Genomic DNA, 21607 nt, shown 5'->3' with positions numbered 1-21607 from the left:
TAAACCCCGCCTTCATTTAGCATAATCTATCGCCCTTGTCTCCCGTATCACGGTGACTTTGATCTCGCCGGGATAATCGAGTTCCCTTTCTATCCGCCGGGCGATATCTTTGGAGAGCCAGATTGCCTCATCGTCAGTTACCTTATCGCTCTCGACTATTATTCGAACCTCTCTTCCTGCCTGGATGGCGTAAGCTTTTGATACCCCATGGTAAGAATCGGCAATACTCTCAAGTTTTTCCAACCGCTTGATATAGTTTTCCAATATCTCCCGCCTAGCACCGGGACGGGCAGCGGAAAGGGTGTCTGCAGCCTGGACCAATACCGCCTCTATTGTTTGGGGTTCGACATCGGAATGGTGTGCCTCAACACAGTGGATCACCCGGGGGTCCTCTCCATATCGCTTTAAGATGTCCACTCCCAACTTGGTATGAGTCCCCTCGGTTTCTCGATCTATTGCCTTCCCTATATCGTGCAGAAGCCCTCCCCGTTTCGCTACCTGAACATCTGCCCCAAGCTCCACCGCCATCAAGCCAGCTAAAATGGCTACCTCTTTAGAATGCTGAAGGGTATTTTGACCATAGGAGGTGCGGTAATAAAGTTTGCCCAATAGTTTGAGCAGTTCCGGATGGACCTCTTGGATCCCGAGATCGAGTGCTGCGGTCTCTCCTTCCTTTTTCATCTTTTCTTCGAACTCAGCTTTTACCTTTTCCACCACCTCCTCGATTCGGGCGGGATGTATCCTCCCATCGGCGATAAGCCTTTCGAGAGATACCTTAGCTATCTCCCGACGAAGAGGATCGAAGCTCGATATGATCACCGCTTCCGGTGTGTCGTCTATTATTAGATCAATTCCGGTAGCCATCTCTAAAGCTCTGATGTTTCTTCCCTCACGACCAATGATCCTCCCCTTCATATCGTCATTGGGAAGGTCCACTACCGATACGGTCGTCTCCACTACATGTTCTGAAGCACAACGCTGGATTGCTTGGGCAATTATCTCCTTCGCCTTAGCGAGCCCCTGTTCCCTTGCTTCTTCTTCGATGCTTTTTACTATCTTCGCTGCTTCCTTTTTCGCGTCTTCCTCTATGATCTTCATCAACGCTTCTTTTGCTTCCTCCACGCTCATTCCCGAAATCCGCTCCAATTGCTCTTCTTGTTCTCGGATGAGACGGTTGTATCTCTGCTCCATCTTGGCTATTTTTTGAGCATTGTAAGAGATTCGTTTCTCTTTTTCCCGCAAATCCCGCTCTTTGACTTCAAGCTGGTAATTCTTCCGCTCCAATTGCTCTTCGCGTTGCTGAAGCCTCCTCTCATAGCTTTGGAGCTCTCTCCTTCTTATTCTAAGTTGTTCCTCGGTTTCAGCTTTCAAAGCTATCATCTGCTCCCTCGCTTCGAGGGCAGCTTCTTTCTTTAAGGTTTCTCCTTCTCTTTTTGCTTCTTCGATTATCTGTTCTGCTTTTTTCTTCGCTTCCTTTATGATCTCGTTTATCTTGTATTTTCTCACTAAGTACCAAGTGAGAAAAAAGCCAAAACCTACTGCTAGTGCGATTAGTAGTTCTATCAAGTAACCCTTCACCTTCTTCTCACCCCTTTCTCAACGCTCATAATATTTTCGTGGAAATCTTCCGAGGGGAATATAAAACCACTTTGCCTCTGGGGAAGCACTTGCAAGGTTTAAATATAAACTCCCCCACGGAGCTGCGTTGAGATAATCATCTGAACCTGGTCTCCCAGGTGGGTGTCCTGCTTTTCACTTTAGGCTTCCCTCTCATAAAGAGGAGGAGGGCTTGCACACCGTGAAAAGACCCGGACTCCCATTTCAGAGGTGTTGGCTCAGTTTTCTCATCTCAACGCCGGCTTCGTAGGGGAGAAAGCATAATACTTTTCTCTTTATTCGATTGGTAAAACTCACTCTTTCCCTACCTCAGCTAATAGGTTCTCCATTCGTTCCAACTTATCAAGCGCTTTTCGACAAAGAAGTTGATAATCCTTTTTCATCCGGAAGTATTCATCGGCAATATTCAAGGCAGCAAGAACAGCCAGTTTTACCGAATCAACCGCTTGTGTTGCTTCTGCGATCTCTTGGATCTTCCTGTCTACATATGAGGCGAGCTCCATAAGATATCGCTTACTGCCTACCCCCTGGATTCGATAAACTTGTCCCCCAATTTCAACCTCTATTGGAGTATTCCGCTCCCCTCTCATAGCATCGGCAAGTTGGCTTATATTCCCTGTTTTTTCTCCAGTTCTGAAATCTCTCTTAGTATCGTCTTTATCTTCGATTTAATTTTCTCCCTTTCTTCTTCAAATCTTTTTAGGTTTTCCCTCAGTTTTAACTCCCTTTCTTTTGTTTGCGTAAGCTCTTTAAGAGCTTGTTCCTTGTTTCTTAAAAGAGCCGTTAATTCTTCCACCTTACAAAAGGCTTCGTTTCTTTCCCGCTTGGCTCTTTTGATATATTCTACCATTTGAGATAGCTTCTTTTCAAGAGAATTAAGACGCTCTATAAGCGGGTCCATAGGGAATTTACCCATCGCTAAAGCGGAGTTTTGCTCCAAGCTCTTTCTCGAGGTGGGATATTATCCGTTGATTCGCCTCTTCTACCTCTTTTTCCGTAAGGGTGCGTTCCTTATGCTGATAGTAGAGGCTTAAAGTTATACTTTTCGCCCCTTCGGGGATGCCTTTACCCCGATAGAGATCGATCACCCGAAGCTGAGTGAGGATGGGAATAGACAGGGAAGAAATAGTGGAGACTATCATCTCATAGCTAACCCCCTCGGAGAATATGAGCGAAATATCTCTCCTCACCGAAGGGAACTTAGGAAGCGGTTTGTATCTTACTTCGAGTGGGGGGAGTTGGTAGATCGTATCGAGATAAAACTCTGCCACAAAGGTTGCAGGAGGTATTTCATATCTCTCGGCGATCTCCGGCTTGAGTAAGCCTGTTCTTCCTATTTCCTCCCCTTCAAACAGGATTACCCCTGATTGGCCTTTATGGAGGAAAGGGATCTCCTTGGCGATAAAACGGATATCTTTAAAGGTCAACCGGTTGAAGATAAGCTCAACGATCCCCTTGATGTCGAAAAAGTCGACCTCCCGTTCTTTATCCTTCCAAAATTTTTCTCCGGTCAAGCCGGTTATGGCTAACCCCAAGGTTTCCCGTTCTTCAGGTAGCTCTCCTTTCTCTCTTTCGAAGAAGACCCTTCCCAATTCGAATAGGCGGATGTTTCTTTTTCCTCGGGCGAGGTTGTAGCGGAGAGTATTTAAGAGCCCCGGTAGCATGCTGCCCCGCATCACTGCCATATTTTCGGAGATGGGGTTTTGGATCCGAAGCTCCCTCTCCGGATGGAAGCTGAAGAGTCTATTCTCATCGGGAGCAATGAAGCTGTAGGTCATAACCTCGTAATAACCTGCTCCAAGGAGTAATCTTCTTATTAATCTCTCTCGTTCATACTTTATGTTTGTGGTTACCTCTTCTCCAGTAAATGAGGGCATCCGGGAGGGGATTCGATCATATCCGTAAAATCTGGTCACTTCCTCGAAGAGGTCCACTTCGCGAAAAACATCCACCCGAAAGCTGGGGATCCTCACTTGATAAACACCCGTCTCTTTCTTCTGAAGCTTGAAGCCCAAACGTTCAAGAACGGAGACCACGAAAGATTCAGGAATTTCTATCCCAAGGAAGCTATTCAAGCGGGGCAATCGGATTATCGTTTCCTTCTCTTTTGCTTTTTGAGGATAAACATCGATGAAACCAGGGGCCACCTCACCCCCAGCGTATTTTTCGAGCAGAGCGCAGACCCTATCAAGAGCCTTGAGGGTTATCTCTGGATCTGCTCCCCGTTCGAAGCGATAAGAGGCTTCAGTGGAAAGTCCCAATCTCTGAGTTGCACGCCTGACTAAAATGGAATCAAAATAAGCACTCTCAATGAGGACATCGGTGGTCCCTTCAGTAATCTCGCTGTTTGCCCCCCCCATAATACCCCCGATAGCTATAGCTTTTTCTGGATCAGCGATGACCACAGTTCCCTCAGGAAGAGTGCGTTCAACTCCATCCAGAGTGATGATCGTTTCTTTCTTCTTTGCTCGACGAACAATGATGCGTCCTTCTTTAACCTTAGCGAGATCAAACGGATGGAGGGGATGGCCCAATTCAAGGAGGACATAGTTGGTTATATCTACCACATTGTTTACTGGACGAAGTCCCACTGCTTGAAGTCTTTCCCTGATGAACGAAGGGGAAGGTCCTACCTTTACCCCACGAACTAAACGGGCAGAGTAACGAAAGCATCCCTCAGGATAGGCGATCTCAACCGAGACATCCTCCTCGATGGGTGATCCCACTTCCCGGTAACTTGTGGAGGGTAGGGTAAGTTCCTTGCCAGTAAGGGCGGATAACTCCCGAGCGATCCCGATATGGTTGAGGCAGTCTGGTCTGTTGGTGGTTACATCTATCTCGAAGATGTAGTCATCGCCAACGCGCTCTACCGCATCCACCGCCAGCCCTATCATACTTAACCGCTCGGCGAGTTGGCTCGGTTCGATTTCTATCTTGATGTAGTCCTTAAGCCAGTTTAATGATGCCTTCATCTTAGTAGTCGGGAAATTGCGATATTAATCTTAGATCGTTTTCGTAAAACAGTCTCGTATCCTCAATACCATACAAAAGGAGGGTTATCCTATCGAGCCCCATTCCCCAGGCAAATCCAGTGTATCGCTCTGGATCGTAGCCCACCTTCTCAAAGAGGAAGGGATCGACCATCCCCGAGCCGAGGATCTCGATCCAACCGCTTCCACCACAGAGGCGACAGCCACTACCGTTACAGGAGAAGCAAGCGATATCCACCTCTGCTGAGGGTTCGGTAAAGGGGAAAAAACTGGGGCGGAACCTGGTCCTCGTTTTCTCCCCAAAGAGCCTCTTTAGGAAGTATTCCATCGTACCCTTGAAGTCGGCAAAGGTTATACCTTCATCTACCACCAAGCCTTCCAGTTGATAGAACATCGGGGTATGACGGATGTCCCAGTCAGGACGATACACCCTTCCTGGTATTATTATCCTGATAGGAGGTTTTTTCCTTTCCATCGTCCGTATCTGAACAGGGGAGGTGTGGCTTCGGAGCATAGTTTTTCCGGTGATGAAGAAGGTGCTCCAGCTATCCCGTGCTGGATGCTCTGGAGGCATATTCAAGGCTTCGAAATTATAATAATCGGTCTCTATCTCCGGACCCTCCTCTATGGTGTAACCGATATCGAGGAAGATACGCTCTATCTTCTCTTTAATAACCATTATAGGGTGGGCTTTTCCTACTTCTGGTATCCTTCCGGGAAGGGTGATGTCTATTCTCCTTTCCCTCTCTTCTTTTTTCCTTATGAGTTCCTTTTTCTTAACCTCAAGTTCAGCGAGTTTATCCTCGGCAAATCGCTTGAGTTCATTTATCGCTCTCCCCATCTCCGGACGGAGTTCTTTTGGCAGCTTTGAAAGCTCCTTTATAAGCTCGGTTATCACCCCTCGTTTTCTCCCTAAATATTTAGCAGTTAGCTCCTCCACTTTGAGAGGGGCAGATTCCGAGCTCGTCTCCTGAATGAACTCCTCCTTTATCCTGACGATCCTTTCGCGCACCTTTATCACCCTTGGCTCAGGAAAGGGCGTTTTTCGCTACTTCTACCAAACGGCTAAACCCATCAGGATCGGATACCGCCATATCAGCCAAGACCTTTCGATCGAGAGTTACCCCCGCCTTCTTGAGGCCACAGATGAATCGGGAATAACTCAGATCATTGGTCCTACAAGCAGCGTTTATCCTCACTATCCAGAGTTTGCGGAAATCGCGCTTTTTTACCCGTCTGTCGCGATAAGCATAGGCCAAGGCGCGATCTACTGCCTCAGCCGCCGTCCGGTAGAGCTTGCTCTTTGCTCCGTAATAACCCTTGGCGAGCTTTAGGATCTTCTTTCTTCTTTTAAGATGGTTACTTCCTCTTTTTACCCTCGGCATCCTGGCACCTCATATCCATTTAGACGGCTTCCCAATAGCTACCCATAGGGGAGCATCTTTCTTACCCGTTTTACCTCCCCAGGGGTAGTGATTATCTCTTTCTTACCTAAATTTCTTTTCCTCTTAGCGCTCTTCTTGGTGAGAAGATGGCTGTCATAAGCCTTATTCCGCACCACCTTACCCCGGGCGGTGAACCTAAATCGCTTTGCCGCCCCTCTTTGTGTTTTCATCTTAGGCATTAGTTCATCTCCCTTTCACTTTTTCAAAAAAAAACCTTTTTCCCCTTCAAGAAAACGGTTGTTTCTTGGGGAAAAGGATTATTTCTTTTTAGGAGCGAAGATCATCGACATATTTCTTCCTTCCAACTTCGGTTCCCGCTCCACCCGAGCCAATTCTTCTAAATCCACGATGAGCCGATCCAAAATCCTCCTCCCCATCTCGGTATGAACCATCTCCCTTCCTCGAAACATCACGGTAACCTTTACCATATGACCAGCAGTGAGAAACCTTATTATATGGTTCTTCTTAAACTGATAGTCATGCTCATCTATCTTAGGGCGGAATTTTATCTCCTTAAGCTGTGTCGTTTTCTGATTCTTTCGCGCCTCCTGTGCTTTTTTGCTTAGTTGGTACTTAAATTTCCCGTAATCTATTATCTTGCAAACAGGGGGATCTGCATTTGGCGCTATTTCCACTAAATCAAGCCCTGCTTCTTCTGCCCGCGCTCTCGCTTCCTCAATAGGCATTATCCCTATCTGCTTACCTGACTCGTCTACTACTCTTACTTCTTTTGCCCTTATCTGATGATTAATCCTTAAATCTCGATGTTGAATATGCAATCACCTCCCCTTTTTAGTTTAGGGAGTCAGAGCCTTCTTGTCAATAAGGTCTTTTATCTCGGAGATGAAAACCTCCAAGCTAAATCTGCCAATATCTCCCTTCAACCTGTTTCTCACCGCCACATTTCCCTCAGCCTCCTCTTTATCCCCCAGAATCAGCATAAAGGGTATCTTAGCAAGCTGTGCCTCCCGGATCTTATAACCTACCTTTTCCGAGCGATCATCAATCTCCACCCTTAGGCCCTCCTTCTTGAGGACCTCGGCTACCTTGCGGGCATAAGGGTGGTGCCGATCCGCGATTGGAATGACAATTATTTGAACCGGCGAAAGCCACACGGGGAAAGCACCCTTATAATGCTCTATCAGGGTGCCGATAAACCGCTCAAGCGAACCGAGTATCGCCCTATGAACCATAAATACCGGATGCTCTTTAGAATCGGAACCGATGTAATAAACCCCTAACCGACGAGGGAGATTAAAATCGAACTGGATGGTAGTTGCCTGCCATCCTCTCCCCAAAGAATCGATCAACTTAATATCTATTTTGGGACCGTAAAATACCGCCTCTCCCTCCATCCGGCGGTAGGAGATTCCCCGTTTTTTTAGGGCTTGCTCGAGAGCATTCTCCGCCTGCAGCCATTCGTCATCACTTCCCGCGTATTTTTCCTTTTTGGCTGGGTCTCTCACCGAAAGTTCGACATCAAACCTATCAAAACCGAAGGTTGAGAGGATATGATTGGCTAAATCAAGGACACCCAAGATCTCCTCCGGAAGTTGCTCTGGGGTACAGAAAATATGGGCATCATCCTGAGTGAATCCTCGCACCCGGAGAGTACCGTGGAGGACGCCAGAACGCTCGTAGCGATACACTGTGCCCATCTCCGCAAACCGGATGGGAAGTTCGCGGTAGCTTCTCCGCTTTGATTTATAGATAAGGATGTGGAGAGGACAATTCATCGGTTTGAGCACATATTCCTCGTCCTCGATAGAAAGGGTATACATAAACTCACGGTAAAATTCATAATGGCCTGAAGCCTTCCAGAGATCTGCTCGAGCAATATGGGGGGTTTTGACGAGCTTATACCCTCGGGCGAGATGCTCCTTCTTCCAGAAATCCTCGATGATCTGGTAGATCATCGCCCCTCTGGGATGCCAGTATACCAGACCAGGACCGCCTTCCTCTGGGATGGAGAAGAGCTCGAGCTCTTTGCCTAAAAGGCGGTGATCTCTTTTTTTTGCCTCTTCAACCTTATTTAAGTATTCTTCGAGCTCCTCTTCCGAAAAGAAAGCGGTGCCGTAGATCCTTTGAAGCATTGGGTTCCGCTCATCTCCCTTCCAATATGCGCCTGAGGATTTGAGCACCTTTACCGCCTTGATAAATCCGGTCGAGGGGAGATGGGGTCCGCGACAGAAATCTATGAACCCTCCCTGTTCATAGACGCTTACCACCTCGCCGCCTCTTTCCTCGATGAGCTCTACCTTGAGATCCTGTCCCATATCTGAGAATAGCTTTATTGCTTCTTCCTTGGTAAGCTCCTTTCTCCTTATGGGAATGTCTGCGGAGATTATCTCCCTCATTCGCTTCTCTATCCTCTTCAAATCTTCCTGGGTGAAGGGGGTATCTTTCAAGAAGTCGTAATAGAAACCGTCCTCGATGGCGGGTCCAATGCCTACCTTTACTCCAGGGAACAGCTCACAAACCGCTTGGGCAAGCACATGGGCAGCAGAATGGCGAAGTATCTCCACTGCCTCCGGTGAAGAGGGGGTGATGAACTCCACTCGGGCGCTGGTAGTTAACGAGGAGGACAAATCGATCAACCTCCCTTCTCCGCTCTTCGCTGCGATAGCATCCACAATTCCGACTAAGGAGGCGACCTCCTTAAGGGTGGTTCCTTTGGAAACGGTTATTTCTTTGCCCCCGCTAAGTTCTATCTTTATCTCTTCCATTTCCGTCTTCTCTTTAACGAACCAAATAAAAAGCCCACCCATATTAGCAAAGGAATAATTCGGTTGTCAACCTACATCTTCTCCTCAATCATCGCCTATCGAAATATCCTTGACAAAAGAGCGCCCTTCTCCCTATAATCCAAAAGAGAGTGTGGGCGGTTAGCTCAGTTGGGAGAGCGTTGGCTCGACAAGCCAAAGGTCACTGGTTCAAGTCCAGTACCGCCCACCATTTTATTTTACCTCTCTGTAGGATATGATGATAAAAAGAGATCTTCTATCTCTCTCCAGGGAGGAGAGCTTAATCCTTGCTTGTTCCCACCTTGAGCTAACCCCAGAGCTTGAGAGGGATTTGAGGAGGCTTCTAAACTCCCCGCTTGATTGGGAGCTGTTGGTGAAGCGGGCAGAAATAGAGGGAGTGGCTCCTCTTCTTTATCACAACCTTAAAGATAAGGGGATACCTCAAAAGGTAGTTGATACCCTAAAAGCGCTTTATTGGCGCACAAAGCGAACGAATGAGTTTACCCTACAAGCTTTCGCTGAGATAGGAGAGATATTTGCCAAGAAGGGTGTAGATTTTATTCTCCTACAAGGCATTGCCCTTATCGGAACCCTTTATCCTGATCCCGGGCTTCGCCCAATAGGTGATGTTGACCTCTTGATAAGAGAAGGAGATATGGATAGAGTAGTCTCGATCATTGCCGAGCTCGGGTTCGAACAGGTGGGAAGATACACCCATCTTTTTTCCGATGGAGAGCTTCTGCTCGACATCCATCAAGAGCTCGGTAATGTGAGCCGGATTAAAGCGAGGAGGTTTGTCTTCTCCTTCGATATAAATGAGATTTGGGAGAAAGCAAGGACTAAAGAGGGTCCTTTCCCTTATGCCCTCTACCTTTCCCCGGAGGATGAATTTCTCTATCTTGCTTCCCATCTCCAGAGGCATTCGTTCTCCCGTCTTATTTGGTTCGTCGATCTGAGCGAGCTAATTCGTTTGAGCAATTTAGACCTAGATGTTCTTCGGAAGTTAGCAGGAAGGCTAAATCTGGACCGGAGCCTCCTCTTCTCCTTGGGTTTTATTAAAACCCATCTGAACCCCAATATTTCAGAGGATTTAATCCATTCATTAACGAAACCACCCTTGAATCTCCTCGAGGAGATAGGATATAGGAAGCTTCTTTCTTTTGCACCTCTTCCCTATTTTGGCGATCTCCTTTTTCTTCTTTCAATAAAGGGTTTTAGAAATCGATTTCATTTCGCTCTGGAAACCGCCTTTCCTCGTCCCGAAATAATGAGGGAGATGGTCCCCCTTTATTCAAGACTCTCTTTTCTTGCTTATCCTTTACGGTTAATGAAGATATTTTTTATGATGTTAAACTTGTGTGCTAACCTATTGAAGAAAAAGGTTCGATTGACCTAAGCTACGGTGTATGATAAAATTAAAACTGGATAGGGAAATGTGGCAATTTGTAAAAAATAAAAAGAGGGGGTTAAATTTAGATATTGGAGGGATAGGCCTTACTTTATCCTTCTCCTCGCCTTCTTTCTTAAAGAGTGTGCGTTCTTATTATCATCCATTTATAAATGATAGAGTTGGGGAATATTCGATCTTAATAGAAGTGGATAAAGAAAGGTACAAAAGGGAGCTTATAAACCTTGGTCTTGAGGAGCTGCCTCCGGATATGCCTCCACAGTTATTAAAAAGGGATAATGAGACACTCGTCCATCTGCAAGGGGCTTTTGCCATTATTGGAGAGGATGGGGATGTGGGGTACGCTTTGTTTAAGGATATAAATCCAACAGCTCTCGATTCCCTTATGAGGATCCTCTTTTCCCGATTGAGCTTGAGACATAAAGGCTTACTTATCCATTCTGCGGGGGTTAGGATGGGGGGAAGGGGGGCGTTGTTCATTGGTCCCTCAGAAAGCGGCAAGTCCACCATAGCCAAACTTACTCCTCCATCTTACACTGTTTTGACCGATGAACTTTCATTGGTGGTTAAGAAGAATGGAGACTTCTGGGTTTTCGGCACCCCCTTTGCCGGTTTTAGCCGGAGGTTTCGAGCAAACTTCGGTGTTCCCCTTGGTGCCTTATTTCTCAACCAGAAGGATGAACTGAATTACCTTGAACCAGCCTCTCTTCCCTTCTCTCTTAAAGAAGTGGTGAGTAATTCCCTCCTTTTTGAAACCGATTCTACCCGAATCGAGGAGTTTATGGGGACAGCTGAGGAGTTGATCTTGAGCGTTCCCTGTTATAAGCTTCATTTTAAGCCCACGAGGGAATTATGGAAGGTGATTGCCGATGATAAAGCCCGATGACTTTGTATCTCGGAGCGATGATCTCGCCTTTCGGGTAATCCAGGGAGAGGCGATAATCCTCACCGCTAAAGACCGAGTGATCCATACCCTAAACGAAGTAGGAACGAGAATTTGGGAGCTTATAGACACGGGGATAAAGGTTGGCGATTTGATCGCCAAGATATGCGAAGAGTACGAAGTAGATGAAAGACAGGCAGAAAGAGATGTGCTTGAGTTCCTCGGGGAACTAAAGGAGAAGGGAATAATCGTAATACAAGGGGCAGGAGATGAAGGTTGAGGAGGGCGTTTTATCCCACTTTATCGCAAAAACGAGGGAGAAGGCTCTGCCCTTTTCCATTATTTGGGAGCTCACCTATCGCTGTAATCTCGAGTGTCGCCATTGTTATCTTCTTGGAGAGAAAGAGGAGGAGCTTCCCCTGTCTAAGATAAAGGAGATAGCGAACGATCTGGCTGAGGCAGGAACCCTTTTTCTCACCTTGACTGGGGGTGAGCCCCTTCTTAGAAGCGATTTCTTTGATATAGTAGAGTACCTTAGAAAAAAACGGTTTGCTATCACCATTTTCACCAACGGCACTCTTATAACCAGAGATATTGCTAAGAGAATAGCCTCCTTTTCCCCTTGGTCAGTGGAGATAAGCATTTACGGAGCAAAAGCACGCACTCACGAGAGGATAACGAGGGTAGCTGGATCGTTTGAGAAAACGATAGAAAGTGCTAAGCTCCTTAAGGAGATGGGGGTCAGGGTGGTGTTGAAAACGCTTTGGATGAGGGAAAATATTAATGAAGCCAGGGAACTACTGGATCTGGTTGAGAAGATCGGCGCGGGCTTCCGCGGTTCGGTTATTATTTCCCCAAGGAATAACGGAGATAGATCACCCCTCTCACTCCGATTAACCGATGAGGAGCTTTATTTTCTATTCAAAACGACTACTCCCACCAGGGAAGATCCTGTTTGTGAATCTAAAGAGCAACCCTCAATGGATGAGGAGTATCTTGCTACCACTCATCCTTGCGGGGCGGGAGTGAACTCGGCAAGGATTTCCCCTAATGGGCTTGTCTTCCCTTGTGCCCAATTTCTTAGAGCAGCTGGTGACCTTAAAATAGATCATTTTTCTAAGATTTGGGCTTCATCCCCCATCTTTCTGAGACTGCGGGAGATCCATCTTTCGGATCTCGCTGAATGTAGAAAGTGCCCCTTCTTTTTGAAATGTCTCCGCTGTCCTGCTCTGGCAGAGCTTGAGGAGGGGGATGTCCGCTCTCCCTATCGGGAGGCTTGCCGTATTGCAAAAATAGTCAATAAATTAGAAAATGAGAACAAGGTGAGGGAGAAAAATGGCGAAAAAACCCTATCAAAAACCTAAAATTACCTCGGAAAAGGTATTTGAGGAAGCGGCTCTTCAATGTACCTTTAACTACACCCCCACTCAGACACCGCAAATGACCTGTTGTCCGAGGAAGGGACCGGGTAGCGCAGTGATAAGAAGTTAAGACGAAATGAAGGTTCTTCTTATTAATCCCTCTTATGGAGAGGATATAGTCCCCAGTTTCCCCTTGGGCCTTGCTTATGTTGCTTCTTCCCTTCTTTCCCGGCGGATAAAGGTAGAGGTATGGGACCTTAATGCTCCCCAGGTTTCTCTTAATAAAGCGGTTGCTCAGATTCGTTCTGCCAAAGGCTATGATGTGGTTGGTATTACTGGGATGATCAAGAACTATGGGTACATTGAGGGTCTTATCCGAGCCTTTGAGCATTATCATCCAGAGACGAAGATAGTTCTTGGTGGAAGCTTAGCTACCGCCATTCCGCGCTATCTGTTGGAGCAACTACCGGTTGATTTTATCGTAATCGGGGAGGGTGAAGAGACTACTCCGGAACTTCTCTCAGCAATCGCTTCCGGGGGAACCTTTGATTCCATTCCCGGGATTGCCTATAGGAAAGAAGGGGAGGCGATTTTCACCTCGCCCCGTCGGTTTCTCGAGGACCTCGATTCTATCCCTTTTCCTTCTTGGGATCTCTTTCCGATAGAGTTTTATCGAAGGAATGTTTTCTTCGACCCTGATCTTTCCACTAAGGAGCGTTATGTATCTGGGCAAATGGCGGTTATAGGGAGTAGAGGGTGTCCTTATCAATGTACCTATTGCGACCATAATATTAAAGGTAACAAAATCCGTGCTCGCTCAATAGAGAACCTGATAGCGGAGATAAAGGAGCTTTATAAAAGATATAAGCTGAACAATTTCTACTTCTGGGATGACATCTTCACTTTCAATAAGGATCGAGTGATGGAGTTCTGTGAGAGGGTTCTTAGCGAGGGCTTGAAGATATTTTGGACCTGTAATGGTCATGTCAATACCGCTGACCTCGAGATGTACCGTAAAATGAAAGAGGCTGGCTGTTATTCAATAAGGTATGGGATCGAAAGTGGTAGCCAGCGGATACTCGATGCCTTTAAGAAAGGAGTAAAGGTAGAGCGAGCTATCGAGGCGATAAGAGCTACGGTTGACGCCGGACTTACCCCAGTAATGTACTTTATGATCGGGATGTTTGAGGAGAATGAAGAGACAGTAGAGGATACAATAAGGTTTGTCGATGAAGCCTTTCGCCCTCTTTCCTACTGGAGTGTTTTTCCTCAGGTCCATTTTTTCTATCTCACTCCCATACCGGGCACTCCTCTTTTTATGGAGGCGGTGAAACGGGGGAAGATAAAAGGGGTGAAGGAATTCCTCAGCTTAAGGCCAGATTTTACCAATAGACCGGTGGTCAATCTCACCTCGTTACCTATGGAGAAACTTATTGAGCTCCGAAGGAAACTGGAGCGGGAGATCGATCGGATCCTAATGGAACGATATACAAATTATCATACCACCCTTTCCCTCCTTTATTCCCAGCTTATTAAGAAAAAATCGCCAGAATGAAAAGGGATATCCCCATAGAGGTAGAAACCGAGCTTCTAAGGGAGATAATGAGAAAGAAGCCCCTCTTCCTCAGATGTCGGGGGAGGAGTATGGGTTATTCCATCCGTGATGGCGAACTGATGGAGGTGCGTTATATACCCCCAAAAGAGATAAGTCGTGGGGACATCGTCCTTTTTATGAAGGAGGGAAAGCTCTTCTCTCATCGGGTGATAAGGGTAATAGAAGGGGATGGTGAGCTGAAATTCGTCATTAAAGGGGATGTCCTTCTCGATATAGATGGCTATATCCCTTCTTCTGCTATCATAGGGAGGGTTGAAGGGGTGATAAGGGAGGGAAGAAAGATAACCCTTAGGAAGAAAAATAGATACCTTCCCCTCCTTATCGCTTTTTACTCCCATATCCTATACCGAACTTTAGGAAGATCCAATTTCTATCGCACCTTCTGGGATAACCCCCCTTCTTCCGGATGGAAGAGAGGGTTCCTCCGTTTCTCGGAAAGGATCTATCGCTTACCACTCCGACTCCTATCCTTTTTTGAGAGGAGAAACTAACCGATTCTTAAGGTTTTTCTCGCTAATAGGAGCGCCTCTTCAAGCCGGGATGGATCGTTTCCTTCACCTGAGGCAAATTCCTTACTACCGCCGCCTTTTCCTTTTATTAGAGGCACCACCTTTTCCATAGCTTCGTGCATTGGGAGACCTAATCCTTTGGAGGAGGCGAAGATCAGATGAACTTCTTCCCCCGTTATCCCTCCGACGAGAAGAACCGCTTTTCTCTTGTTCGCCCCTTTTATTACCGAAAGCCTAAGGGTTTCCCTATCTATACCTTTTAAGATCCCAGAATATACCAAAATATCTCCTTCTTCTTCCCCCTCGCTGATCATCCTCTCCGCCAGAAGGTCCGCTAACTTATTCCTTAATTCCTTATTCTCTCTCTTTAGTCTTTTTCCTTTGAGTTTGAGGTTCTCTATCGCCTTTTTCAGTTCATCAAAGCTAAAGTTAAGTTCTGAGGAAAGCTCTTTTAATAGTTGATGTTCCCGTTGATATTCCCTTAAGGCGCGGAAACCAGCGAGGAAGCCTATCCGAGTGTTCCCCTTCACCTTCTCTTTTTGGATTATCTTTATCATCCCGATTTCCCCAGTGTGAGCGAGGTGAGTGCCACAGCAGAGGGAGCGATCGACCCCTTCTATCTCCACTACCCGGAGGAAGGTACCCTTAGGGATCTCCTCTTTTTTTCTCAAATTCAGCTCCGATATTTTCTCCCGGGGCATAAAATAAGCCCTTATTCCGAGGTTACGCGTAATCAATTCATTTGTCATCTCCTCTGCTTTAATAAGTGCTCTCTCCTCGAGGTTGGGTAAAGGAAGATCGATAGTGGTAACCTCGGAGCCGAGGTGGAAACCTACCGTCTGGAGGCGATAGAGCTCGAGAAGGACAGCGGAGAGAAGATGTTGAGCAGTATGTTGTTGCATATGATCGAAGCGACGTTTCCAGTTTATTTCTCCCTCTACCTCCGTTTTCTCCTTTATCTCCTCCTTGATCAAATGAACAACCTCCTCTCCATCTTCAAATACATCGATTACCTCCTTTCCATCAAGCCATCCGGTATCATGAGGTTGCCCACCAGAGGTGGGGAAGAAGGCGGTTTTATCCAAAATAACTGCCCAAAGATCATTCTCCCGTTTTACCTTCTTGACGGTGGCAGTGAACTTTTTGCAATAGGAATTATCCAGATAAAGCCTCACGGTCATAATTTTTCACCGCAGGAAAGATAGCATATTGGAGGAGATTGGGTCAAGTTTGTCCCTTGCTCATCTTGGTGGTAAGATACCGTTTGTTATGAGGGTGAGCCTCGTCGGGGTACCGGGAGAATTAAGGGATATCCTCAGGAAGGTGGCAGAAATTGCTAAGGGAGGAAAGATATATCTTGTTGGGGGAGCGGTGCGAGACATCCTCTTAAAAAGAGAGGTAGCTGATTTTGATCTGGCGGTGGATGTGGAACCGATGGAGTTGGGATCGAGAATAGGCCGCCTTTTCTCTAAGGCTTCTTTCTTCAAGCTGGGGAAAGAGAAAGAGGTGATTCGAGTGGTAGTGAAAGAAGGAAGGCGTCTCAGCATCGATATTTCCCGATTATCGGAAGGAGGAATAGAACTTGATCTTCTCGCTCGAGATTTCACTATAAATGCAATGGCGGTTCCTCTATCTGCCCTAAGAGGAAGTGTTGAAGTGGATCTAATTGATCCGCAAGGAGGCTGTTTTGACCTTAAAAGGAAGCTCATTCGGGCGGTTGGGGAGGATATTTTTGTGAATGATCCAGTAAGGCTCCTTCGCGCCTTTCGTCTGGCGGAAGAACTTCAGTTCAAGATAGAGAACACTACTCTATTTCTGATATCCAGGGATAAGGAAAACATCAAAGAAGCCTCTCCAGAGAGGGTATCCTTTGAACTTATGACCATCCTTAAAGGGGAAAGGGCTTGTTCTATATTAGGGATGACCGAGGCAAAGGGGCTTCTTTTCCAGATTCTCTCCCCTTTCCTCTCTGCTGAGGCGATGAGGGTGGAACTTTCACCACTGGGAAGGCTGGAAGAGGTTATCTCCAGCCTCGCTGAGGTTTTCCCCCGGTTTTTCCAAAGGTTGAGGGAGGAACTGTCCCAGGAGCTTGTCTACGCCCGTCCTAAGCTTTTACTTCTAAAGTTTTTTTCTCTATTATTTACCTCCCACCAAGGGGAACTTCTTCCTCCCACCGAGGAGAGGATTAAACGATTGGGAGAAGGCTTTCGGCTTAGTCGGGAAGAGAGGAGGTTTCTGCTTGATGTTTTACGCGGTTATCGTTCTCTTCTCTTTCTATCTCCTAAATTTTCAGGATCGAAAAGGGAGCTGTTCCATCTTTTAAGGAGGGTGGGAAGTGAATTTCCTTCTGCCCTTCTTCTTTTTGTGGCGTTGAAGGGTGAACCAGTTTTCACCTTGGTCGAAAGACTTCTCCTGGGATATTACGCTTTCTACCTTCCAGCGATTGAAAGTCAGCTTTTAGTGAATGGGGACGAGCTTATTAAGTGGTTTCACCTTCCGCAAGGGAGAGTGATAGGTAAACTTCTTGAGGCGGTAAGAGAGGCGCAGGTTTTAAAGATGGTGAGGAATAAAGGGGAGGCGATCGAATATGTGAGAAAGCTACTTGGGGATCATCTGGAAAAGAAAATCTAAAGATTTACCGTTAAGACTTTATTTTTCTCTCAGTTAGAGAAAATGCTTGACAATTCAACTTAATTTGGTAAAATAAATAATATAATGTAGAAGTAAAGGGGTTTTTTATTGGGTAATGATGGTTAATATTGCTAATAATTGATACCAAATGATAAAGAAAGAAGGAGAGAAGGCAATAGAAAGAAAAAATGATCCCCAGATTATGACGGTGGATGAAGTAGCGAGATATATCCGGGTTCATCGTTCTACTATTTACAGATTAGCGAAAAATGATATGATACCTGCTACTAAGGTAGGGAATCAGTGGCGTTTTCGGCGGGATCTTATTGATGATTGGCTTGCGGAGAGGAAGGGAGGGTCATTTGGATCGAGGAAGGGTAGATAAGCTGGGGGAGGGTTTATGTATCGAGATTACTTTAACCTAAAAAAGAATCCCTTTGCCAATATGTTTAACCCTGACCTTGTTTATCTCTCTGAAAAGGAGGTCGAGGTTTTGGAACTTCTATCCCTCGCCATTGGGGAGGGGAGGGAAGTAGTTATTCTAACCGGCGCTAAGGGCGGGGGGAAAAGCACCTTAGTCCAAATGGTTGAGCAAAGATTTCCCTACAAGGAGTTCCTTCATCTCAAGTTATTTCCCAATCTATCAAGGGGAGAATTTATTTCCCAATTGGCGGATAAACTTCGGGGAGAAAGGGAGAGGAAGAGGGTTCCCGCTGGTCTTTCCGAGCTCATCTTCTCTTCCTTTCGGAACATTTTCAATTTTTCCCCCGTGGTTTTCATCCTTGAAGACGCCCATCATATCTCTGACGAAAAGATATTTACTGAACTCGAAGAGCTTATAAGGGCAACGGTGACTGTAGACTTTCCACTAACGGTATTTCTAACTGGTCTGCCCGAGCTTCTACCGTTGATGAAATCCCAAGCTCCTATGTTGGCGGATATCAGTTTGAAGCTTAGCCTGCCGGCTATCTCTGTTGATTTCCTTGTTGACTATTTCAAGTTCAGATTAGTTAAGAGTGGAGGAACCTCCGATGTCTTCCCTAAGGAGACCATTTCCCTTATTTATGCTTACACCCAGGGTGATTTGAAGAGGGTTAACTTACTTGCTGAATTAGGATTGATGGCTGCTGCTCAAAAGCAGGTTAAGCAGGTAACACCGGAGATATTAAAGGAACTATTGGTGAGATATAGCGATTTAGTGACTGCCATTCTCCCGGAGAGAGAGAACTTTTTTGGGGAAAGAAGCGCTTCTGCCCGGGTAGTGGGGGAGATGCTCACCCTGTTTAAAGGATCGGTGGAAGGTGGGGGAGGAAGTACTCCTTTAATTAAGGAAGGGGCGCCTTCAGAAGCAAAAGCTAAAGAGAAGAAGGGAGGCGATTCGGTACTTTATTCTGAACTTCTCTCTTATCTTTCGAGTCTGGTATCCCAAGCGGAGAAAGGGGAAAGGCTGAATTTAAAGCCACTTGAGGGGTATGCGAGAAGGATAGTTTCCTCTTTACGGGAGGGAAGCGAATTGATCTTTAGAGCATTACAGCCTATGCCGGAGTATCATCTCCCTCGACATATGGTTAATGTGGGGATAATTGCCACTAAGATCGGGTTTGGGCTGAATTACCCGGAGAGTGAATTGGTAAGACTGGCAGAGGTAGCTTTGGTGCATGATCTGGGAATGGCGAGACTACCTCGAAGCATAATGGACAAACCGGGGAGGCTCACTCCGGAGGAGTTTGAATTGGTCAAGGAACACCCCCGGTATACTTATGAGATGATACGGGAAGCGGGAGAGGAGTTTCACTGGATAGCTGAGATAGCCTACCAAGAACATGAGAAGCATCAAGGACAGGGTTATCCGCGAGGTCTTAAGGGAGAGGAGATCCACCCCTTTGCCAGTATAATCCAAGCAGCGGATATCTTTGAGGCGTTTTCTCATCCCCGAGCTTGGAGGAGGAAGTTTATCGCCCACGATGCCCTACAGAAGGTGATAAGATTGAAAGAAGATTATCTTCCCAGCCAGGTGGTGAAGGCGATGGTCAACGAGTTTAGCCTCTTTCCCTTAAATAGCTATGTTCAACTTAACAATGGTGAGATAGGGCGGGTCGTCGAGATAGAGAGGGATAATCTCCTTCGGCCGAAGGTAGAGATCGTTTACGATGCTAAGGGGAACAAAGTTGAACCACCCAAGACCGTTAACCTAAAGGAAATGCCGTTTCTATTTATAGAGAAGTCAATAGATGAGGAGGAGCTTCCAAAATGAAGAGAAACCCCTCTTCTTGTGAAGCGATTTTTGGTTTGATCGCCTTTGTTCTTTCGGCTCTTTTTGTGCTTTCTTGTGCCTCGGGGATTAAGCTTTCCTCCCGCCTGCCATGGGGAGATTGGTCAGAAGAGTTGGGTCCAGTGAGTAGTGGAGGGTATTACGGGGTTGCGGTAGGCGATTTCAATGGTGATGGGATCCCTGATCTTGCTGCCGGCTCTTTTCAGCCTGGCGGAATAAGGGTTTGGGTAGGAAAGGGAGATGGTAGTTTCGTTGAAATCAATTCTCCCCTTTCTGGAGCTGAGGTACATTCGGTAAAAGCGATTGATTTTGATAAGGATGGAAATTCTGATTTGGTTGCCTCCTTTACTGGGGAGGAACGAGGGGTGGCAGTATTTATCTCCAAAGGTGATGGCAGATGGGAGGCTCCTCTATATTTAAGCACCAAAAATGGTTTTGAAGGTGTAGCGATAGGTGATTTCGATGAAGATGGAAAACCCGATGTGGCTGCTGCCAATCTAAGCCCTGGTTCTGAAGGAGGGGTGTATGTCTGGCTGAATAGAGGGGATAGGAATTGGCTTTCTGGAAGGGGACCTCGCTCTTCTGGAAGCTTTAGGGCAGTTGCCTCTGGAGACCTCAACCATGATGGACATTTAGATATAGTAGCAACCGAACTGGGATTAAAAGGAGCTCTTCTCGTTTGGTTGGGAGATGGGAAGGGAGGTTGGTCCCCCTCGATATTCATCTCCAAGGGTAAGTTTTCTGGTCTCTCTCTTGCCGATATTGATGGTGATGGTTGGCTTGATGTGTTGGCTTCCCTCTATCCTGAGGGGTTAGCGGTTTTTTTCAACCATAAGGGGAGTTTTAATCCCAAGCCGAGGATGATAACGGATAAAGGTTCTTTTTATGGTATAGTTGCTGGTGATATAGATCGAAGAGCAGGGTTAGAGGTATTAGCGAGCTCATTGACCTCTCAGGGGATCATTGTATTTTCTTTTCGGGGGAAAGGGTTTAAAGAGATGAAGTTGGGATTGGCTAAAGAGAATGTGTACTATGGGATAACCCTTGGTGATTTAAATTTAGACGGTCTTCTTGATATCATTGCTGGAAGTTATGACGAGGGGGTTCAGGTCTGGCTTCAAACAGTAGGTGGCAAGATAAAGGTTTTAAACGAGGTTACCTCTCGTTTCTCTCCACCGATTAAAAAAGAGAAAAGGATGATTCTTTCCCATCTCGTTACTGAAAATATGGTTTTTACTACCAAGATGGGGTTCCCCGAGTATCGAATAGCCCCTCAGGACGAGCTGAGGATAAATTTCTGGACTGGAGCTGAGGAAAAAAGCTTTAAGTTCACTGTGGAGAATGACGGCACCATTTTTATCCCCTTTATGAACATAGGGACGATCAAAGTGGCGGGCTTTTCCGCCACCGAATTGAAACAGGAGCTATTGAAGAGAGTAAGGAAATTTATTCGACTTCCTGCGGTAGAGGTAAAAGTTACTAAATATGTTGGACATAGGGTCTCCATCCTCGGTGAGGTGATGGCTACTGCTCAAGCGGGAACAGGTCCTGGCAAGTACCCGTTGACCGGTAAGACCGACCTTATATCGTTTATCTCCCAACATGGAGGAGCCACCCCAAGGGGTGATCTCAGTCGGGTGAGATTAACCAGGAGGGGGAAGACGGTAGTCCTGAATCTCTTCCGGGCTATCTCCCAAGGAGATTTAACCCAGAACCCAATATTGGATGATGGGGATGTGATTTATATCCCCTCCCTAATCCTGAGCGAAAATAGAGCGTTGGTTTTAGGAGAGGTTAACAAACCTGGGATCATAGAACTGAGGGAAGGGACGCGACTTCTTGAGGCTATATCTAAAGCGGGAAGCTTTACCAAGGACGCCAATCTGAAGCAGGTTTTCGTGGTTCGGGGAAACTATCTGAAGAAGCCAGAGATAATAGTAGTTGACCTTACAAAGGTCCTTAAGGGGGTGGATGTAACCCAGAATATCCCCCTTAGCAGGGATGACATCGTATATGTACCTCGCTCTTTCTTTGCGAAGATTAGTGATTTTATAAAGGTATTTCATCCCGCTCTAACAAGCGTTTATACGATATACACGATGAAGAAATTGAGCGAGCGTTAAGGAAACTTT

At 46.3% G+C, this 21607-nt stretch carries 20 protein-coding genes, 1 tRNA gene and 1 other RNA gene; 11 read left to right on the top strand and 11 right to left on the bottom strand.

The features are described from left to right. Window positions 1–12: 12 nt before the first annotated feature. The 10 genes from rny to thrS all read right to left on the bottom strand — a co-directional run bounded on the left by rny (window position 13) and on the right by thrS (window position 8778). Entirely contained in the window at window positions 13–1578 is a 1566-nt protein-coding gene (gene rny / locus J7L64_01730; protein MCD6451071.1) for a ribonuclease Y, read from the bottom strand. Window positions 1579–1685: 107 nt separating this feature from the next. Further along, window positions 1686–1873: non-coding RNA, 6S RNA (ssrS, locus tag J7L64_01725), on the bottom strand. 37 nt (window positions 1874–1910) lie between these two features. Next, window positions 1911–2207: a cell division protein ZapA gene (locus tag J7L64_01720; GenBank protein MCD6451070.1), complete on the bottom strand. Its 297-nt coding sequence runs from the start codon at window positions 2205–2207 to the stop codon at window positions 1911–1913. Window positions 2208–2224: 17 nt separating this feature from the next. Beyond that, window positions 2225–2518 carry a hypothetical protein gene (locus J7L64_01715; protein ID MCD6451069.1) on the bottom strand — a complete coding sequence of 98 codons (294 nt, stop codon included), beginning with the start codon at window positions 2516–2518 and terminating at the stop codon, window positions 2225–2227. Window positions 2519–2525: 7 nt separating this feature from the next. Beyond that, window positions 2526–4589, bottom strand: coding sequence for a phenylalanine--tRNA ligase subunit beta (locus J7L64_01710; GenBank protein MCD6451068.1), 2064 nt, complete (start codon window positions 4587–4589; stop codon window positions 2526–2528). A 1-nt stretch (window position 4590) separates the two neighbouring features. Continuing rightward, window positions 4591–5619 carry a phenylalanine--tRNA ligase subunit alpha gene (gene pheS / locus J7L64_01705; GenBank protein MCD6451067.1) on the bottom strand — a complete coding sequence of 343 codons (1029 nt, stop codon included), beginning with the start codon at window positions 5617–5619 and terminating at the stop codon, window positions 4591–4593. 16 nt (window positions 5620–5635) lie between these two features. After that, window positions 5636–5992, bottom strand: coding sequence for a 50S ribosomal protein L20 (gene rplT / locus J7L64_01700; protein ID MCD6451066.1), 357 nt, complete (start codon window positions 5990–5992; stop codon window positions 5636–5638). 38 nt (window positions 5993–6030) lie between these two features. Continuing rightward, window positions 6031–6231 carry a 50S ribosomal protein L35 gene (rpmI, locus tag J7L64_01695; protein ID MCD6451065.1) on the bottom strand — a complete coding sequence of 67 codons (201 nt, stop codon included), beginning with the start codon at window positions 6229–6231 and terminating at the stop codon, window positions 6031–6033. 78 nt (window positions 6232–6309) lie between these two features. Then, window positions 6310–6804, bottom strand: a complete 495-nt coding sequence (gene infC / locus J7L64_01690) for a translation initiation factor IF-3 (GenBank protein ID MCD6451064.1) — start codon at window positions 6802–6804, stop codon at window positions 6310–6312. Window positions 6805–6849: 45 nt separating this feature from the next. Beyond that, window positions 6850–8778 (bottom strand): threonine--tRNA ligase, encoded by a 1929-nt coding sequence (gene thrS, locus J7L64_01685; protein MCD6451063.1) that lies wholly within the window; start codon window positions 8776–8778, stop codon window positions 6850–6852. Between the two features lie 153 nt (window positions 8779–8931). Between thrS and J7L64_01680 the strand changes: the two genes are divergently transcribed. From J7L64_01680 to J7L64_01650, 7 genes are all read left to right on the top strand, one after another. Further along, a tRNA-Val gene (locus tag J7L64_01680) sits at window positions 8932–9007 on the top strand. Window positions 9008–9031: 24 nt separating this feature from the next. Further along, entirely contained in the window at window positions 9032–10192 is a 1161-nt protein-coding gene (locus J7L64_01675) for a nucleotidyltransferase family protein (GenBank protein ID MCD6451062.1), read from the top strand. 199 nt (window positions 10193–10391) lie between these two features. Further along, on the top strand, window positions 10392–11090 hold the full coding sequence (locus tag J7L64_01670) for a hypothetical protein (GenBank protein MCD6451061.1): 699 nt from the start codon (window positions 10392–10394) through the stop codon (window positions 11088–11090). Continuing rightward, entirely contained in the window at window positions 11074–11367 is a 294-nt protein-coding gene (locus J7L64_01665) for a PqqD family protein (GenBank protein MCD6451060.1), read from the top strand. The genes J7L64_01670 and J7L64_01665 overlap by 17 nt, the downstream gene beginning before the upstream one ends. Beyond that, entirely contained in the window at window positions 11357–12451 is a 1095-nt protein-coding gene (locus tag J7L64_01660) for a radical SAM protein (GenBank protein ID MCD6451059.1), read from the top strand. Before J7L64_01665 ends, J7L64_01660 begins: the two co-directional genes overlap by 11 nt. A gap of 133 nt (window positions 12452–12584) precedes the next feature. Next, window positions 12585–14003, top strand: coding sequence for a B12-binding domain-containing radical SAM protein (locus tag J7L64_01655; protein MCD6451058.1), 1419 nt, complete (start codon window positions 12585–12587; stop codon window positions 14001–14003). Between the two features lie 47 nt (window positions 14004–14050). Next, window positions 14051–14554, top strand: a complete 504-nt coding sequence (locus J7L64_01650) for a hypothetical protein (GenBank protein ID MCD6451057.1) — start codon at window positions 14051–14053, stop codon at window positions 14552–14554. Here the strand turns inward: J7L64_01650 and J7L64_01645 are convergent. Beyond that, window positions 14551–15753, bottom strand: coding sequence for an alanyl-tRNA editing protein AlaX-L (locus J7L64_01645; GenBank protein ID MCD6451056.1), 1203 nt, complete (start codon window positions 15751–15753; stop codon window positions 14551–14553). The genes J7L64_01650 and J7L64_01645 overlap by 4 nt on opposite strands. Window positions 15754–15781: 28 nt before the next feature. On the opposite strand from J7L64_01645, the gene J7L64_01640 reads away from it, so the two are divergent. The 4 genes from J7L64_01640 to J7L64_01625 all read left to right on the top strand — a co-directional run bounded on the left by J7L64_01640 (window position 15782) and on the right by J7L64_01625 (window position 21598). Further along, complete coding sequence (locus tag J7L64_01640; protein MCD6451055.1) at window positions 15782–17203, top strand: CCA tRNA nucleotidyltransferase; 1422 nt, start codon at window positions 15782–15784, stop codon at window positions 17201–17203. A 148-nt stretch (window positions 17204–17351) separates the two neighbouring features. Continuing rightward, window positions 17352–17588: a helix-turn-helix domain-containing protein gene (locus J7L64_01635; protein MCD6451054.1), complete on the top strand. Its 237-nt coding sequence runs from the start codon at window positions 17352–17354 to the stop codon at window positions 17586–17588. A gap of 15 nt (window positions 17589–17603) precedes the next feature. After that, window positions 17604–19457, top strand: a complete 1854-nt coding sequence (locus J7L64_01630) for an HD domain-containing protein (protein MCD6451053.1) — start codon at window positions 17604–17606, stop codon at window positions 19455–19457. Continuing rightward, window positions 19454–21598 carry a VCBS repeat-containing protein gene (locus J7L64_01625; GenBank protein MCD6451052.1) on the top strand — a complete coding sequence of 715 codons (2145 nt, stop codon included), beginning with the start codon at window positions 19454–19456 and terminating at the stop codon, window positions 21596–21598. Before J7L64_01630 ends, J7L64_01625 begins: the two co-directional genes overlap by 4 nt. The last annotated feature ends 9 nt before the right edge of the window (window positions 21599–21607 follow it).

This window comes from Acidobacteriota bacterium (assembly GCA_021161905.1).
Lineage (GTDB): Bacteria > Acidobacteriota > B3-B38 > Guanabaribacteriales > JAGGZT01 > JAGGZT01.
Note: the sequence above shows the minus strand (reverse complement) of the source record. Positions and strands in the feature narration are given on the sequence as shown.